This is a genomic window from Mycobacterium marinum (genome assembly GCF_003391395.1).
Lineage (GTDB): Bacteria > Actinomycetota > Actinomycetes > Mycobacteriales > Mycobacteriaceae > Mycobacterium > Mycobacterium marinum.
On the sequence record NZ_CP024190.1, the window covers coordinates 1,474,546 to 1,491,363 of the forward strand.

Sequence of the window (16,818 nt, forward strand, 5' to 3'; positions counted from 1 at the left end):
TGCTAGATTGTAACTCAATCAGGATTGAGTGCCACTCAAGTTTGAACGTGAACAGGAGTTATCGTGCCGACGCGAAATCCAATCTACGACCGTCCATGGCGGCGGGCCGGGGTTGTCCGCTACGCGGCGGCTCGGGTACGGGCAATCCTGCGGCCGCCGGTGAGGGTGTCGGCGGCGCCGCCGGACCTGGTGGTGGACCGCGACGTTTCCGTTCGGATGCGCGATGGTGTGGTGCTCCGGGTCAACGTCTACCGTCCCCCCGGTTCGGGCCCGTTTCCCGTCATCCTGGCGGCTCATCCGTACGGCAAGGACCGGCTGCCCAAGCGCAGATGGTGGGGCTGGGGCATCAATCCGCAGTTCAGGATCCTGCGCCAGCCCGGCCAGGTGGAGATCTCGAGCGAGACCAGCTGGGAGGCGCCCGATCCGGTCTGGTGGCTGGCCCATGGCTATGCCGTCGTCAACGCCGACATCCGCGGCGCCGGGACATCCGATGGCGCCGGGGCGTTGATGTCCGACCAAGAAGCCGAGGACGTCTACGACCTGATCGAGTGGGCCGGCGCCGCGCCCTGGTCCAGTGGCAGCGTCGGCATGGCGGGCGTGTCCTACCTGGCGATGGCACAGTTCAAGGCCGCCGCGTTAGGACCGCCGAGCCTCAAGGCGATTTGCCCCTGGGAGGGGTTCACCGATGCGTACCGGGACATGTTCAACCCCGGGGGAGTGGCGGAAAAGGGCTTCTCGCGAGTCTGGCAGACCGGCACCAAGCATGTGATGCGGGTGACCGAGGACATCGGCGCGCAGCGCCGGGTGCACCCGCTGCGTGATCAGTGGTGGCAGTCCCTGGTGCCCGACCTCGGCCGGATCGAGGTCCCGATGCTGGTCTGCGCCAGCTTTTCGGATAACAACCTGCATGGGCGCGGTTCTTTCCGGGCATTCGAAAAGGTCGGTGCCGAAGACAAGTTCGCCTACACCCACCGGGGCGGCAAGTGGACGACCTTCTACAGCCCCGAGGCCCGCCAGGCCCAGCTCGCCTTCTTCGACCTCTATCTCAAACACCTTGATGTGCCCAAACCGCCCCGGGTTCGGCTCGAGGTGCGCGAGCGGGGCGACGTCATCGCGGAGACTCGCGCCGAGCGGCAATGGCCACTGGAAAACACCGACTGGCGCGACCTCTACCTGGCCGACGACGGTGTGTTGGACCATGAGCCCCCGGCGGCCGAGGGATCGGTCAGCTTCCACACTCGCAGGCGCGCAGCGGCATTCACCCTTCCCGTGGTGGCAGATCTCGAGCTCACCGGTCCGATGAGTTTGGCGCTGTGGGTGTCAGTCGAGGGTGCCGACGATGTCGCGTTGTTTGCCGGCGTTGAGAAATGGGTTGGCAACAAATGGGTTTCGTTTGAAGGGTCCTACGGTTACGGTCGGGACCGGATCACCACCGGGTGGCAACGCGTATCGCTGCGAGAACTCGATGTCGAGCAGTCGACGCCATACGAGCCGGTGCACACTTTCGCACACTCCCAGCCGCTGTCGCCGGGTGAGGTTGTTCCCGTCGAACTCGCATTGGGCCCATCAGCAACCGCCTTTCGCCACGGCGATCGCATCCGGCTGGTCATCGCCGGTCGCCAGCTTGCCCCGCGCAATCCGCTCTACGGAAGTTTTCCCGCCCTGTACGCGCCCAGCCCGCCGGCGCGCTGCACCCTGCACTGGGGAGCGGACCGGCCGGCACGGTTACGGGTCCCGGTGATCGGCTCCGGCGACAACGCCCCAGCCTGAGAATTACTACCGCCCAGCTCAACCGCGCCGCGCGCCAACCTGTCCGAGGGTCACAGAAACTTGACCTACCATCGCCTGATGAACTCTTCCGGTTCGGTCGGCAAGGTAGGTGACTTGGCCGGCGACGCCTGCTGCGATGTGTCCACGGCACCGGCGCATACCGGGCACTCCGGCGATGCGGCCTGGCAGCAGGGCGTTCGATGGGCGCGCCGGCTGGCCTGGATCAGCTTGGCCGTATTGGTCACCGAGGGTGCTGTCGGGGTGTGGGAGGGCGTTGCCGTCGGGTCCGTCGCATTGACCGGATGGGCCCTCGGTGGCGCATCCGAAGGGCTGGCCAGCGCAATGGTGTTGTGGCGGTTCACCGGTTCACGCACGTTGTCGGAGACCGCCGAGCGCCGCGCCCAACGTGGTGTCGCCGTGTCTTTCTGGTTGGTTGCCCCGCTGGTTGCCGCGGAATCCATTCGCCACCTCACCGACAAGCACGAGGTTGGCACCTCGGTGATCGGAATCGGGTTGACGGCCTTCGCTTTGGTCGTCATGCCCATCCTCGGCCGGGCCAATCACAAGCTGGGTGTGCTCTTGCAGTCCGGGGCCACCGAAGGTGAAGGCACCCAGAACTATCTGTGCGCGGGCCAAGCCGCCGGGGTGTTGCTTGGGCTTGCGATCACCGCGGCCTGGCCCGGCGGCTGGTGGATCGACCCGGGGATCGGGCTCGTCATCGCCGGCATAGCCGTCTGGCAGGGTGTCAGAGCCTGGCGCGGCCAGGACTGCGGCTGCTGAGTAAGGCCTCGCCGATCCGAGGCCTTACCCGAGCATCGAGGCCTCACTCCAGGCGGTACCGGATCAGCCGGGAGCTGTTGGCTACCACCGCCACTGAGGACGCGTTGTGCAGGATCGCGGCCAGCACCGGTGAGAGCGCTCCGCCCGCACCGATCAGCAGTCCGGCGGCATTGACGGCGATCGACATACCGTAGTTCTGTCGGATCACGTCGACTGCCCGCCCACCGAGATCGCGGACGTCGAGCAGCCGATGCAGATCGTCGTTGGCCAGCGCCACATCGGCGGTCTCCACGGCGACGTCGGTTCCGGCCAGGCCCATCGCGATTCCGATATCGGCGGCGGCCAGTGCCGGGGCATCGTTGATGCCGTCACCGACCATGCCGACCACGTAGCCCTCGTCCTGTAGGTCCCGCACCACTTCGAGCTTGTCCTCGGGCATCACCTCGGCGCGCCATTCGTCGATCCCCAGCTCTTCGGCGACGACTTTGGCGATGTCGGGGTGATCCCCGGTGAGCATGACGATCCGGCGAACTCCGTTGTCCCGCAACTTGGTCAGCACCTCGGCGGCCTCGGGCCGCACTTCGTCGCGCAGGCTGATCAGCCCGACCAGCGTGCCGTCCACGGCGAGCAGCAGCGGTGTTTCGGCCTGTTGCCGCAGCTTGCCGACCCATTCCGATGCCTTCTTGGATACCTTGACCTGCTCCGACTCGAGCAGCGATGGGCTGCCGAGCAGCAGGGTCCGGCCGTCGGCCCAGGTTCGCATGCCCAGCCCCACCAGGACCTCGCACTCCTCGTGCGGCGGGATGCTGATGCGGCGTTCCTCGGTCGAACGGATCACCGCCTCGGCCAGTGGGTGACGGGAGTGGATTTCCGAGCTGGCGGCGTAGGCCAGAACCTGCTCGGGCTCCCAATCCTTGTGCATCGCAATAATGTTGGTGACCACCGGACGTCCCACGGTGAGGGTTCCGGTCTTGTCGAACACGATTGCGTCGACCCGGCCGGCCTGTTCGAGGTGCGATCCGCCCTTGATCAGGATGCCGCGCCGGGCGCCGTTGCCGATGGCGGCGCTGATCGCGGTCGGGGTGGACAGGCCTACCGCGCATGGGCACGCGATCAACAGCATCGTCATCGCGCGCCGGACATCCCCGGTGACCAACAAGGTGATGGCCGAGACGATGAACGAGGTGGGCACGAAGCGGCGAGAGAAGTTCTCGCCCACCGTTTGAATCGGTGCCCGGTCGTTCTGGGCTTCTTCGACCCTGGTGATGATCCGCCCGATCGTGGTCTGGCTGCCGACCGCCTGCGCACGCACCACCAGGCGCCCGCGTACCACGACGGATCCGGCGTGCACGGTCGCGCCGGCCACGACGCTGACCGGCAGGTTTTCCCCGGTGATCGCCGACTGGTTGACGATGGCCTCACCGTCGACCACTTCACCGTCGACCGGGATGGCAACGTGATCGTGCACGACGACCTCGTCGCCGATCTGCACACTGTCGATCGGTACCTGGACCTCGGTTCCTGCCTCGGGGCCGTCGGTCAGCCGGATCCAGGCGGTGTCCTGGTTGCCGCGCAGTAGCTCCGAGATGGCGCGCCGGGTCCGGCGCAGGGTTAGATCCTGCAGGTACTCACCGATATTGAGCAGCCACAGCACGGTGAGCGCGACGACGTTTTCCCGCAGGATGAGGCTGGCGATCGTGGCCGCCGAGACCAGCGCGTCGGTGCCGGCCTTGCCGGAGCGCAAGGAGCGCAGGGCGCCGCGCAGGAAGGGATAGCCGGTGAAGATGGTGACGCCGCTGGCCACCATCCTCCCGCTCGGCCCCAGCAGTGGTGGGCGCGCGAACACATACCGGCGAACGCCCAGCAGCGCCAGTGCCGCTCCACCGATCACCATGCGCAGCACATCGGTGTTGCGGATCTCGGTCGAGTGGGGTGCGCGCGCCGGGATCAGTTCGGCGGCAACGTGCTTGGCGCCGCCGATCGCTTCCAGTACCGCGGCGCGATCACAACGTCGCGGTGAGTACCACACCACGACCGACCCGGTGCGCGGGTAGGCGTGGACGACCCGTACCCCGTCCTGCTTGGCGACGGCCTCTTCGACGGCTACCGCGCGCCGGGAATTGCCGCGTACCCAGTCCGCCCGGACACGCATGCGTCCGGCCGCGTCGGAAAGTACGACCAGGTCGGTGGTGTCGTCACCGTCCGCACCTGCTGGGACCTCTTTAACGATCGCTAGGGTCATGTCGCCGGATCAGTGGTCGTGGTCGTGCGCGCCGACGGCGGGGGTGGGCGCCTCTTCACCAATGCGTTCGCGGGCCTCGGACATCACGTCGGAAATCTTGAGCCGGGCCGACTCCGCGGCCTCTTCGGCCTTGCGGGTTCCGCGCAAGCTCAGCTCCGCTGCCGACACCGCGGTCTGGCGCAGTGGTGCCTTCTTCGCGGCCTTGCGGACCACGTCATAGGCCGCCGCCCCGACCACACCGTGGACCACGAGTGTGCCTAGCTTCGCGAACAATCCGTACGCCACCATTACCTGAACCTACCTTCCGTCGTGTTCTCGCCTTGGGCCCTCGACGCTAACATCTAAATATCGCGATATCAACATGTATTGGGCGTGCCGAGTGCGGCGCTGATCACGCGCCGGATCACAAGACGCGCGACACCTTTTCCATCTCGATCCGGCGCTGCATGGCCGCCGGATCGGGGTTGGCTACCTGCACCAACGACGCGCCCACGGACAGAATTGCCAACAGGTGATCCACCAACTCACCGGGGCTGGTCCAGGTACCGGTGGACAGCACCCGGTCGGCCGCCGTCAGGTGCCGCGCCGTCGCCGACTCGGCGCACTCGCGCAGCACTTGCTCGACCGATCGGCCGGCCAGCGCCGGTCCGGGCCGCCGTTCGGGACTGATCTGGTCGCCGTGCACCCGCACCGAGGTCGCGTAGTCGGTGACGCCCACCGGTAGGTCGGGAGCGGGGCGGCCGAACGGGTCCAGTGACAGCACCGCCACCTCGCCGGCCGCGTCCTGCACGGCACTGTCGGCTTCATCGAGGCGCCCCGCGGTGCACAGCGCGACGTCGGCCGCACCGTCGAGCACCACTTCGGCCCCGATCCACCACACCCCGAACAGCACCGCAGCGGTCTGCCAATGGGCCGGCAGCAGAATCGCGACCCGGCTTTGCGGCCCGGCGGCCAGTTCGTCGCGCAGCAGGTTGGCGGTCTTGGCGGCCCAGTTGGCCAGTGTCACCGCCGACAGTTCGATGCGCTCGCCGGTGGCATCGTCGTAATAGGTGATTCGGGGGCCGACGGGATCGGCCCGCAGCATCGGGTCGAGGATCGCCGCGCTGAGCGTGCTCAGTTGATGCACTCCGGCTGATCTGATCCGGCGGTCAGGATCGGCGACGGCGGGGGAGCGGTGTCGGAGTACCCGGGGTTGGAGGCATGCGCGGGAGCCATCGCGCCGCCCAGTCCGGAGCCCGGGCCGCTGTAGTCGTTGGACAGCACCACCCGAACGGATCCGCTCGGTATCGACGTGTCGGCGACCACCGGTAGGCCGCCCAATTCCTTGGCGACCTGCTGTGCTCCCAGATCGTCGGTGGTGGCGGCGCGAACCTGGCTGAGCTTGACATGGCCGGCCTCGTTGTTGCCGACCGAACCGGTGGTAAACCCTTTTGCGCTCAACACATCTGACACCGCCGCCGCCAGTCCGTTGATGTCGGTGTCGTTGACCACGTCGGCGGTGGTCTTGGCGGGCGCGTACGCGAGTTCCGCGGTCTTGCCTTCGTTCTGCTCGTTGAGCAGGCTGCCGACCCAGTCGGCAACCTGGTGCGGGTCGACGCGGACCACGCTTTGCATGCCGTCGTCGCTCCAGCCGGACCCGTCGAGCACCGGGATGGTGGCGAAGGCGACGTTGCCGCCGGTCAGCTGTTGTAGCTGTTGGACGAAGTCAATGATGTTCCAGCCGGAAGACAGCACCACCGAGCGCTGCACGGCTTGTTCCAGGCGCCGCACCGTCGTCGGGCTGGACAGTGTCTTGCCGGAGATGACCCGGTGGGCCAGTGAGGCCATCACCGCTTGCTGACGCACCACCCGGTCCAGGTCGCCTCGGGGCAGCTCGTGGCGCTGACGCACGAAGGCCAGTGCCTGCGGGCCGGTGAGTTTCTGTCGCCCGGCCGGAAAATCCGCTCCCGAAAGCGGTTCGTAGACGGGCCCGTTGAGGCAGACATCGACGCCACCGAGCGCATCGGTGATCAACGCGAAACCCAGCAGGCCGATCTCGGCGTAGTGATCGACGGTGACACCGGTGAGGTCGGCAACGGTCTTGATCAGCGCCTCGCGACCGGCCTCGGTACCCGCGGCCGCGGCTTCCGCCGCCGAGGCGCCGGCCTGGACCAGGCCGGCCCGCTTGGTCTCCCTGGTCTGGCCGTAGACGCCGTTGATCTTGGTCTTGCCCAGGCCGGGGGCCTGGACATAGGAATCGCGCGGGATCGATATCGCGGTGGCCGACCTCCCGTTGTTGGGGATCCGGACCAGGATGATCGTGTCGGTGTTGGTGGCTTCCTCGTCGCCGGCCCGCAGGGTCGCCAATTCCTCGGGCGTCAGCGGATTGCCGTGGGCATCGGTACGGCTGTCGAGGCCGACCAACAGAATGTCGATCGCTCCGTCGTCGGCGCCGTGTCCCAGCGAGGGTGCGGACATGTGGAAGATGCCGCCTTCGAAGGACCGGACGTTGGTCCACGCCAAACCGGTGCCCAGGACGACCACGACGGCCAATGCGGTAGCGACCGCACGAACCACACGTTGCACAGGCATCACTGTAGGTTACTTGTGTAACAGCCGCTTTCCTGTTAGCCCGCTCCGGCGTGCCAGACTCGAACGCATGGTTGGCAGGTCAGAGAGGCTGGTTATCACCGGCGCAGCGGGGCAGCTCGGCGGTGTTTTGGCTGCCCAGGCGGTGCGTGCGGGCCGTGATGTGTTGGCAAAAACGTCATCGGAATGGGACATCACCGACGCCGCGGCCACCGGGGAGATCATCGGAACCGGTGATGTCGTGATCAACTGCGCTGCCTACACCGACGTCGACAGCGCGGAAAGTGACGAGGCTCGCGCCTACGCCGTCAACGCCACCGGCCCGGAAAATCTCGCCAAGGCCTGTGCGCGCGCCGGTGCGGCGTTGATTCACGTCTCCACCGACTACGTATTCGATGGTGATCACGCTGATCTGCCCGACGGGGCGCAGCCGCAACCCTACGAGCCCGGCGACAAAACGGCGCCACAGGGCGTGTACGCGCGCAGCAAGTTGGCCGGTGAGCAGGCGGTGCTGGCGGCCCTGCCCGATGCCGTCGTGGTGCGGTCGGCCTGGGTCTATACCGGCGGGACGGGCAGTGATTTCGTCGCCATCATGCGCCGACTGGCCGCTGGAGAGGGTCCGGTGGATGTGGTGGACGACCAAACCGGGTCACCGACCTATGTGGCCGACTTGGCGGCCGCGCTGCTGGAAGTGGCCGATGCCGGCGTGCGCGGGCGCCTGCTGCACGCCGCCAACGGGGGCGCGGTCTCGCGGTTCGGGTTGGCCCGCGCGGTGTTCGAGGAATGCGGCACCGATCCGCAGCGGGTGCGCCCGGTCAGCACCGCACAGTTCCCCCGGCCGGCGGTGCGGCCGGGCTACTCCGCGCTGGGCGGGCGGCAGTGGGCCGCAGCAGGCCTGACTCCGCTGCGTCCGTGGCGCAGTGCCCTGGTCGCCGCGTTGGCCGCGGCTTCGGACCGGGCGTTGGCCGGTCGACCGGTACCCTCGACGAGTGACTGACGTCCTGCCGGTCGTGGCGGTGACCTACTCGCCGGGCCCCCACTTGGAGCGCTTCTTGGCGTCTTTGTCGCTGGCCACCGACCGTCCGGTAAGTGTGCTGCTGGCCGACAACGGCTCCACCGACGGAACACCTCAGGCGGCCGTCGAGCGCTACCCCAACGTGCGGATCTTCCACACCGGGGCCAACCTCGGGTACGGCACCGCGGTGAACCGGGCCGTCGCCCAACTCACCGAACAACCGGAGCCAGACGACTGGCTGATCGTGGCCAACCCGGACGTGCAGTGGGGGCCGGGCAGCATCGACGCGCTGCTCGAGGCCGTCGAGCGCTGGCCCCAGGCCGGGGCGTTGGGCCCGCTGATCCGCGATCCCGATGGATCGGTGTACCCGTCGGCGCGCCATCTGCCCAGCCTGGTCCGCGGCGGTATGCACGCGGTGCTCGGGCCGGTATGGCCCCGCAATCCCTGGACCAAGGCCTATCGCCAGGAACACCTCGAGCCCAGCGAACGGCCGGTGGGCTGGCTATCGGGTTCGTGCCTATTGGTGCGCCGCTCCGCGTTCCGCCAGATCGGCGGTTTCGACGAGCGCTACTTCATGTATATGGAAGACGTGGACCTCGGCGACCGGCTGGGCCAGGCTGGCTGGCTCAGCGTCTATGTGCCGTCGGCGGAAGTGCTGCACCACAAAGGCCACTCCACCGGACGCGATCCGGCGAATCACCTGGCGGCACACCACCGAAGCACCTACATTTTCCTGGCGGATCGCCATGCCGGCTGGTGGCGGGCCCCATTGCGCTGGACTTTGCGAGGATCGCTGGCGGTACGCTCCCGTCTGATGGTGCGCAGTTCGCGCCGAAAGCTGGTAGAAGGGCGGCACTGACTTGGCAACCAACGGCGTCGACGCGGTGGTCCTGGTTGGTGGTAAGGGCACCAGGCTGCGCCCGCTCACCCTGTCCGCACCCAAGCCCATGCTGCCCACGGCTGGGCTGCCGTTTCTCACCCACCTGCTCTCGCGCATCGCCGCGGCGGGGATCGAACACGTGGTGTTGAGCACGTCGTATCAGGCCGGGGTGTTCGAGGCCGAGTTCGGCGACGGATCCAAGCTGGGCCTGCAGATCGACTACGTCACCGAAGACAAGCCGTTGGGGACCGGTGGCGGCATCGTCAACGTCGCCGGAAAGCTGCACCACGACACCGTGATGGTGTTCAACGGCGATGTGCTCTCCGGTGCGGATTTGGGCCAGCTGCTCGACTATCACCACCAGAATCAGGCCGACGTCACCCTGCACCTGGTGCGGGTGGGCGACCCCCGGGCATTCGGCTGCGTGCCCACCGAGGACGGCCGGGTCACGGCGTTCTTGGAAAAGACGCAGGATCCGCCCACCGACCAGATCAACGCCGGCTGCTATGTCTTCAAGCGCGAGATCATCGACCGGATTCCCCGGGGCCGTGAGGTATCGGTGGAACGCGAGGTGTTCCCCTCGTTGCTGTCCGACCCCGACATCAAGATCTACGGCTACGTCGATGCCACCTACTGGCGGGACATGGGCACGCCGGAGGACTTCGTGCGCGGCTCGGCGGATCTGGTGCGCGGGATCGCGCCTTCCCCGGCGCTACAGGGCCAGCGTGGCGAACAACTGGTACACGACGGCGCGGCGATTGCTCCCGGCGCGGTGCTGATCGGCGGCACCGTGGTGGGCCGAGGCGCCGAGATCGGACCCGGTGTCCGGCTGGACGGCGCCGTCATCTTCGATGGCGTCAAAGTCGAGGCGGGCAGTGTGATCGAACGATCGATCATCGGCTTCGGCGCGCGCATCGGCCCGCGTGCGCTGGTCCGCGACGGCGTGATCGGCGATGGCGCCGACATCGGCGCGCGCTGCGAGTTGCTGCGCGGCGCCCGCGTCTGGCCGGGCGTCTCCATTCCCGACGGCGGCATCCGCTACTCGTCGGACGTGTGATCGCCGGCCGCCCAGGCTGCGGTCGGTGTCAGGCCCTCTCCGCCGCGCGGTCGACCAGGTACCGCAGCGCGTGATCGGTGCCTGGCGGCAACGCATCCGGCGGCCACCACTGCAGATCGTCGGATTCCTCGCTTACCGTTATTTGCGCCCCGGCCGGCGCACGCGCCACGAACTGCAGGTCGAGATGACGTGTCGGCACTCCCAGTGAGCAGGTCACCGGGTGGACATGCACGGCCACCAATTCGGGGTCGATGAGCAGGTCGTCGATGCCGGATTCTTCGGTCGCTTCCCGCAATGCCGCGGCGACGATGTCATCGTCGTCCTCGCAGTGCCCGCCCAGCTGCACCCAACGGCCCAGCCGCGGATGCAGGGTGAGCAGCACGTGGCCACGCTCGTCGAGCACCAGCGTCGACGCGGTGATATGACCGGCTTCGCACTCGCGCAGACACGCATCGGCGCGGGCGTGCAGGAAGGCCAGCACGGCATGACGTAGCGAGTCCTGGGCCGGGTCCGGGGCCCGCCACTGCGACAGCATCGCGATCGCGGACTCTCGAACACCGACGGGGGCAACCTTCATCGTGATCCCCGTTTGATCCGGCGATCACGCAGCGTCATCCAGGCCGAGCGGCATCGCGCCACGGCGTCTGGACCCATGTCCAGTTCGCCGATCAGCACATGTCGGTCCACCAGGTCCAGCGCCTTGTCGATCTCATCGGCCTTGAGCAGCAGGTCCAGATCGGTGGCCAGCTCGGCACCGGCATGGGTAGGCGGGGGAATCGGAAGTAGCTCGGCCTCACGGGGTTCCAGTTCCAAGATGCCTCCTCCGTAGCTGCGGCCCATGATCTCGGCGAAGGCGAATGTCACGCTGTTGTGGAACGCCACGGCCAGGGCCGTCGGGTCGACCCGGGGCCCTGCCGTCTTGATCCGGACTCGATGCACCGTGTCGGTGCTGGTTGCCGCCGCGGAATTGACGCTCAGACGCGGCGTCCGATGGATTTGGCGCAGCATGAACAAATCTGGGACCCACAGCGACGGTGTGCTCCACCACGGCTTGCGGATCGAGCACTTGTAGCCCAGGTGGACACCAGCCGCCTCGCCGGCGTCGATGTGCGCGATCAGCGCTGGGTCGGCCGGATCGGCGGGAGCGTCGAGCAACCAGGTCCGATGATCGGCGGCGATATCGCTTGCCCGGCAGTTCGGGTCGTAGACCAGACCACGCAACTGCGCGCTGCGGGAAACCAGCGGCACGCAATGTGCCGCCAGCCCCAATTGGTGGGCCACGGTGTCGGTGAAAGTGAAGAAGCTGTTGCGGCCCGTCACGATGCCCACATTCACATCGGCCACCGCGCCCAGCCGGATCAGCGCATCGCATTGTTTGAGCGCCCGCATTGTCTGAATTTGACGGGGGTCAAGAAAGTATTTTGTCCACTTCTCATTTTCGTGCAGCAGCGCGGCCGCGGGCTCGACGTCAAGATCAGCGGTCGCAAGCGCGTCGGCGTCGCCGAGGTTGACCGTGCGGATCTGCGCGGCGTCACTGCCTACGACACCACAGAACAAAACAACTTCCTGCAAGACTCCATCGAATACCAACCGGTCGAAGGTCACCAAGGTGATTTCCCGGAACCGGTCCAGCAAGAATTCGCGTAATTGACCGGCGTAGCCGACCTGAAGCAGTTCGGCGGGTAGCACCAGACCCACTCGTCCGCCGTCGCGCACCACGATGGTGCTCGCCACAACGAACGGTACCCATGCGTTGGTCAATCTGGTGGGGTTCAGTCCGACCTGTCGCATGAGTTCCAAAGCCGGGTCTCGTTGGTCGGCCGGCCAGTTTCCGAACCTGATGTAGGGCGGGTTGCCGGCCACCCCGTCCCAGCGGCCGGTCGCTGACTCGTCCAGCCAGGTGAACAGGTTCGTATTGTCGACGGGCGCGAACCGTCGAGCCTTGGCCGCTTCGTCCGCGATGAGCTCCACACCCCGGGCGCTGCCACTGGCCGCGGCCAGCTCGGCCAGGATCCGGCCGTCGCCGCACGATGGCTCCAGGATCTTCGCCCCGGCCCGGCCGACCCAGCGCGCCAGAAATCGGGCTACCGGCGCCGGGGTGTAGTAGCCGCCGCGGACCTTGTCAGCAGACGCGGCGGTCTTGCCCGCGAACGTCTTCATTGCGCCAAGTATCGTCGCAGTCGTCGGCTCACTTGCGGATCAGCAGGTCCCGGGGGTGCACCGGGTCGCGTAACTCGGCCGGCTGCTGCGCGTAGCCGATCGCGATGGCGCCCAATGGCTCCCAGTCGGCGGGCAGCTGCAACTGTGCGCGCACCAGGTCGGCGGCAAAGATCGTGGAGCCGATCCAGCAACTGCCCAGCCCGCGCACCGCCAAAGCCACCAGCAGGGCCTGCACGGCCGCTCCCACCGCGACGGTGAACATAGTGTGCTCGGCTTGGGTGCGGGCCCCGTCGGGGTAGGTGTGCGCGCCGTCGGGGACCAGCATCGGAATCACGACCTCGGGCGCATCGTAGAGAATCTGACCGCGCGCGACTCGGCGTTCGATCGAATCAGCCGACCTGCCGTCGCCGGCGAGGTCGTGGCGCCACTTGTCTTTCATGGCGTCGAGCAACGCAATTCGGGTGGCATGGGATTGCAGCCAGACGAACCGCACCGGGCGGGTGTGGTGTGGCGCCGGAGCGGTGAGCGCTTCTGCGACGGCGGCCTCCAGCAGCTGCGGGGGGACCGGCTCGTCAGCGAACTGCCGGATCGACCGGCGCATCAGTTGGGCTTGTTGGTGGCCCAGCTCGATGGCTTCGGCGGTGCCCAGCCAGAACAAGTCTTCCTCGCCCGGACGTACCAGATTCCGGGCGGTTGAGCCGTCGTCGCGCACCGGCAGCCCGCGCACCACGGCCACTGGCATCGCGGTCAGTTTGCCCTTGACCAGATCCGCCGCGGCGGCGATTTCGTCGGCGACCGCGATCTCGGTGACGATCAACTCGTTGCCATGCCGGTCGGTGGCGCCCGAATAGTTGTGCAGTACCGAGACGCCGGCGGCGCCGACCGCGGCGTCGATCTGGCCGTTGCGCCAGGCGCGGCCCATGGTGTCGGTAATGACCACGGCGACGGTGACACCGAGCCGCTCCCGCAGGCCGGTACGCAGAGCCGCCGCACTGGCGTCGGGATCGACTGGCAGCAATGCCAATTCAGATCGATCCACGTTGGAGCCGTCCACGCCGGCGGCAGCCTGGACCAGTCCGAGCCGGCTCTCGGTGATCAGGGTGCGGCCCTTGCGCGCGAGTACCCGCACCGCTTCGTCGTCGACCAACTTGCGGCGCAGCTGATCTCGGGCTTCTTCATCGGCAGGTGCGGTCACCAACCGGCCCTCGCACTTGGACACCACTTTGCTGGTGACCACGACTACGTCGCCGTCGCGCAACCACGGTGCGGCCGTGGCGATGGCCGTGCTGAGCTCATCACCGGGGCGGAATTCGGGCAGGTCCTCGACCGGCAAGATCTCGATAGCCGATGCCGTGCCGTGTTCGCCCGTCGGCGGTAGCGCAGGACCGCTCACACCGTCACGCCTGCAAGCTCGAGACCGGCCCGCACCATCTGTGCCGTCGCTTCCGGGTCACTCATCAGCAGCGGTATCGATCGCACCGTGACTGAGTCGATTTCGGCCTGATCGCCCTCGGCGACCAGCCAGTAGTCGAGTACACCGGTGGCGGCGCGGGCGCCGTAGTGCCGGCCGACCGCCTCCGCGGTGGTGTCCACACCGATCACCGAAAGGCAGGCATCGGCCATGCCGCGCACCGGCTTTCCGGCGATGATGGGGGAGTAGCCGATGATCGGGGCGCGGGTGGCCCGCAGCGCGGCGCGGATGCCGGGAACCGCAAGGATGGCCCCGATGCTGACCACCGGGTTCGACGGCGCCAGCATGACGACATCTGCGTCGGCAATCGCTGCCGCGACTTCTGTTGTGGCGCTAGCTGTTTCGGTGCCGATGAAGGCAAAGCTGTGCGTTGGCAGTTCAGCGCGATAGCGCACCCACCATTCCTGGAAATGGATCGCGCGCTGCGCCTGGTCGGCCGGATCGGTGACCACAACGTGTGTCTCGCAACGATCGTTGCTCACCGGTAGCAACGTCGCGCCCGGTTGCCAGCGATCGCACAGTGCCGTGGTGATCTGTGCCAGCGGGTAGCCGGCCCGCAGCATCTGGGTGCGCACCAAATGGGTTGCCAGGTCTCGATCACCCAGCTGGAACCAGTCGGGCTGGACGCCGTAACGTGCGAGTTCCTCTTTGGCATGCCAGGTTTCGTCTCGATGGCCCCAGCCGCGCTGGGGGTCCACGCCGCCGCCGAGGGTGTACATGCAGGTGTCCAGGTCTGGGCAGATGCGCAGCCCGTGGATCCAGGCGTCATCGCCGATGTTGACCACTGCGGTCAGTTCGTGGCGCGCGTTGTCGTCGGGTGTGGCAAACTGGCCCAGGCCGAGCAGACGCTGCGCCCCGAGTAGGAAGCGGGCGCCGCCCACTCCGCCGACGAGAACGGTGAGCTTCACAACGCAGGACAGTACCTGTTGGCTAAGGCAGGGTCGGGCGGGGTCAGGCACGCGGGGTTAGTCGGGCGGGTAGTCTGTCGCCGCACATCGTGACCGACCCGTGACCGAGCCAGGAAGGACTTTCGGCAAGTACTGTGACGAGTTCCATTCGACACGCCGGGACCGCAACTGAAACAGAAACGCCGAATTTTCATCACGAGATGATATGGAAATGCGCCGTAGTGCTTGACCAGGCTGCCCAACCCGTGTCTAATCACATCAGTGTCATTTCCCGGTTGGCCGGCCGGTTTCGGTGTCGCAGACCGAGATTCGATCACTAGTTCGAATTGGGTTGGCTGTACATCAAAACAGTGGGAAACCATTCATTATCTATTAGGTGAGGAGGCGGAGGCATGCCCTATGAGCACCTTCGGGGCGTAATGGGAGGCACACCGCACACCACGGCCGGTTCGGTGACGGTGTCGCCGATGGAAATTGCCCGGCCGCATTTGAGTTTGGTTCCCGATGCGTCTGCCGCATTCGAGCCTGAACCGCTGCCGGAGCCGGTAGACCCGCCCGCCGACCAGTGGCAGGACCGCGCCCTTTGCGCGCAAACCGATCCCGAGGCTTTCTTCCCGGAGAAGGGTGGCTCCACCCGGGAGGCCAAGAAGATTTGTCTGGGCTGCGAGGTGCGGCACGAGTGCCTGGAGTACGCACTGGCCCACGACGAACGCTTCGGCATCTGGGGCGGCCTGTCCGAGCGCGAACGCCGCCGCCTCAAGCGCGGCATCGTCTGATCAGAGCTGAGTCGGATGGGGTCCAGACCTGATCCACTGCGGATGCGACTGGGCCAACCGTCGATCTAGTCGTCGCCGATGGTCGGATCGATGACCGAGGGTTCAACGTCCAAATGAATGGCCACCTGGGCCACCAAGATCTCATGCAGTAGTTCGCCAAGCTCGATGGTGTCTTTAGCCCGTCGCTCTATTGGCTTGCGGAACAAGACAATTCGCGCCCGCGTGGAGTTGCCGCGGACGTCCACTCCTGCCGGAATCAGCCGGGCAAGCGCAATGGGGCCGTCGGCGATCACTTCGGGCGGCCACTGCACACTGTGCGGATCCTTGGCCGCGATGCGGGGGATCTCGTCGACCGCGATGTCCAGTTCGGACAACCGATCTTGCCAACGACGCTCGATGGGTTCGTATGCCTCCAGCACCGCCATGTCGAAGCGCTCGGCGCGGCTGCGCCAGCCGGGCACCGTGGGCGGCAGCAGCGGGCCGCGCAAATCGCGACCCCGGCGTCTGGCTCGGCGCGACGCGGGCCTGCCGCTGGGCCGACCGCTTCGCTCGAAGCCGCGGTAATCGCTCACGCGCCGATGGTAACGGTTGGACATCGTGGCTAGAGCGGATGCGCGTGTCCGCCCCTTCGGCGGCGTTTCCGCACGATAGCCTTTGCCTCGTGAACGTACCCCGTCGCTGCTGCCGGCCCGGGTGTCCGCACTATGCAGTGGCCACGTTGACGTTCGTCTACTCGGACTCGACTGCGGTAATAGGTCCGCTCGCTACCGCGCGGGAACCACACTCCTGGGACTTGTGTGTTGGTCACGCTGGCCGAATTACCGCCCCGCGCGGGTGGGAGCTCGTGCGCCATGCGGGCCCACTGCCTACCCACCCGGATGAGGATGACCTGGTCGCGCTCGCCGACGCCGTGCGCGAACAGGGCCCAACCGCGGATGCATCCTGCGCGGGTGCAACAGGTGCGGCACACAACGGATTCTCTGACCAGGTGATGCGTCATGCCGGAGCGCATGCCACCGCGCCGAGCGGTGGCGTGCTGGCTTCACCCGAACATCGCTCCGGCCGGCGCCGTGGACACCTGAGGGTGTTGCCCGACCCCTCCGATTAGTTCTGGGCCCGACTTCGGCCCAGCCCCGGTCGGTCGCTGTCGGCGGCCCCGGCAACTCGACACCGTTCGGGTCCCCGGCTGAT

At 67.1% G+C, this 16,818-nt stretch carries 16 protein-coding genes; 7 read left to right on the forward strand and 9 right to left on the reverse strand.

Features of this window, described 5'->3' with window-relative positions; translation table 11 throughout:
• Nucleotides 1-63: 63 nt before the first annotated feature.
• Both CCUG20998_RS06135 and CCUG20998_RS06140 read left to right on the forward strand, forming a co-directional pair.
• Nucleotides 64-1,770: a CocE/NonD family hydrolase gene (locus CCUG20998_RS06135; protein WP_036457373.1), complete on the forward strand. Its 1,707-nt coding sequence runs from the start codon at nt 64-66 to the stop codon at nt 1,768-1,770.
• Between the two features lie 78 nt (nt 1,771-1,848).
• Nucleotides 1,849-2,550: a cation diffusion facilitator family transporter gene (locus tag CCUG20998_RS06140; RefSeq protein WP_020732122.1), complete on the forward strand. Its 702-nt coding sequence runs from the start codon at nt 1,849-1,851 to the stop codon at nt 2,548-2,550.
• 43 nt (nt 2,551-2,593) lie between these two features.
• Here CCUG20998_RS06140 and ctpC read toward each other — a convergent pair whose 3' ends face one another.
• From ctpC to CCUG20998_RS06160, 4 genes are all read right to left on the reverse strand, one after another.
• The gene (gene ctpC, locus CCUG20998_RS06145) at nt 2,594-4,792 is read right to left on the reverse strand and encodes a manganese-exporting P-type ATPase CtpC (protein WP_020732123.1); all 2,199 of its coding nucleotides are present in this window, start codon (nt 4,790-4,792) and stop codon (nt 2,594-2,596) included.
• 9 nt (nt 4,793-4,801) lie between these two features.
• Entirely contained in the window at nt 4,802-5,080 is a 279-nt protein-coding gene (locus CCUG20998_RS06150; RefSeq protein ID WP_011740561.1) for a DUF1490 family protein, read from the reverse strand.
• A 115-nt stretch (nt 5,081-5,195) separates the two neighbouring features.
• Nucleotides 5,196-5,918, reverse strand: coding sequence for a TIGR03089 family protein (locus CCUG20998_RS06155; RefSeq protein ID WP_020732125.1), 723 nt, complete (start codon nt 5,916-5,918; stop codon nt 5,196-5,198).
• On the reverse strand, nt 5,906-7,363 hold the full coding sequence (locus CCUG20998_RS06160; RefSeq protein WP_012393146.1) for an LCP family protein: 1,458 nt from the start codon (nt 7,361-7,363) through the stop codon (nt 5,906-5,908). The genes CCUG20998_RS06155 and CCUG20998_RS06160 overlap by 13 nt, the downstream gene beginning before the upstream one ends.
• Before the next feature lie 67 nt (nt 7,364-7,430).
• Between CCUG20998_RS06160 and rfbD the strand changes: the two genes are divergently transcribed.
• Genes rfbD through manB form a run of 3 tightly spaced genes read left to right on the forward strand, consistent with a single transcriptional unit; the run spans nt 7,431 to nt 10,312 of the window.
• Nucleotides 7,431-8,357: a dTDP-4-dehydrorhamnose reductase gene (rfbD, locus tag CCUG20998_RS06165; RefSeq protein WP_036457376.1), complete on the forward strand. Its 927-nt coding sequence runs from the start codon at nt 7,431-7,433 to the stop codon at nt 8,355-8,357.
• Nucleotides 8,350-9,234, forward strand: a complete 885-nt coding sequence (locus tag CCUG20998_RS06170; RefSeq protein ID WP_012393148.1) for a glycosyltransferase family 2 protein — start codon at nt 8,350-8,352, stop codon at nt 9,232-9,234. Before rfbD ends, CCUG20998_RS06170 begins: the two co-directional genes overlap by 8 nt.
• 1 nt (nt 9,235) lies before the next feature.
• Nucleotides 9,236-10,312 carry a mannose-1-phosphate guanylyltransferase gene (gene manB, locus CCUG20998_RS06175; protein ID WP_011740556.1) on the forward strand — a complete coding sequence of 359 codons (1,077 nt, stop codon included), beginning with the start codon at nt 9,236-9,238 and terminating at the stop codon, nt 10,310-10,312.
• 28 nt (nt 10,313-10,340) lie between these two features.
• Here manB and CCUG20998_RS06180 read toward each other — a convergent pair whose 3' ends face one another.
• From CCUG20998_RS06180 to cofD, 4 genes are read right to left on the reverse strand one after another with little or no spacing between them, the layout of a single operon-like run.
• Nucleotides 10,341-10,889 (reverse strand): NUDIX hydrolase, encoded by a 549-nt coding sequence (locus tag CCUG20998_RS06180; protein ID WP_020732128.1) that lies wholly within the window; start codon nt 10,887-10,889, stop codon nt 10,341-10,343.
• A complete protein-coding gene (locus CCUG20998_RS06185; protein ID WP_020732129.1) occupies nt 10,886-12,472 on the reverse strand; it encodes an Eco57I restriction-modification methylase domain-containing protein in 1,587 nt (528 codons plus the stop codon). The genes CCUG20998_RS06180 and CCUG20998_RS06185 overlap by 4 nt, the downstream gene beginning before the upstream one ends.
• Nucleotides 12,473-12,500: 28 nt before the next feature.
• Nucleotides 12,501-13,865 carry a coenzyme F420-0:L-glutamate ligase gene (locus CCUG20998_RS06190; RefSeq protein ID WP_020732130.1) on the reverse strand — a complete coding sequence of 455 codons (1,365 nt, stop codon included), beginning with the start codon at nt 13,863-13,865 and terminating at the stop codon, nt 12,501-12,503.
• Nucleotides 13,862-14,851 (reverse strand): 2-phospho-L-lactate transferase, encoded by a 990-nt coding sequence (gene cofD / locus CCUG20998_RS06195; protein ID WP_020732131.1) that lies wholly within the window; start codon nt 14,849-14,851, stop codon nt 13,862-13,864. The genes CCUG20998_RS06190 and cofD overlap by 4 nt, the downstream gene beginning before the upstream one ends.
• Nucleotides 14,852-15,270: 419 nt before the next feature.
• Between cofD and CCUG20998_RS06205 the strand changes: the two genes are divergently transcribed.
• Nucleotides 15,271-15,627, forward strand: coding sequence for a WhiB family transcriptional regulator (locus CCUG20998_RS06205; protein ID WP_020732132.1), 357 nt, complete (start codon nt 15,271-15,273; stop codon nt 15,625-15,627).
• Between the two features lie 65 nt (nt 15,628-15,692).
• On the opposite strand, the gene CCUG20998_RS06210 is transcribed toward CCUG20998_RS06205, so the two are convergent.
• Nucleotides 15,693-16,115: a metallopeptidase family protein gene (locus tag CCUG20998_RS06210; RefSeq protein ID WP_020727278.1), complete on the reverse strand. Its 423-nt coding sequence runs from the start codon at nt 16,113-16,115 to the stop codon at nt 15,693-15,695.
• Between the two features lie 173 nt (nt 16,116-16,288).
• Between CCUG20998_RS06210 and CCUG20998_RS06215 the strand changes: the two genes are divergently transcribed.
• Nucleotides 16,289-16,735 carry a DUF3499 domain-containing protein gene (locus CCUG20998_RS06215; protein WP_181005660.1) on the forward strand — a complete coding sequence of 149 codons (447 nt, stop codon included), beginning with the start codon at nt 16,289-16,291 and terminating at the stop codon, nt 16,733-16,735.
• The last annotated feature ends 83 nt before the right edge of the window (nt 16,736-16,818 follow it).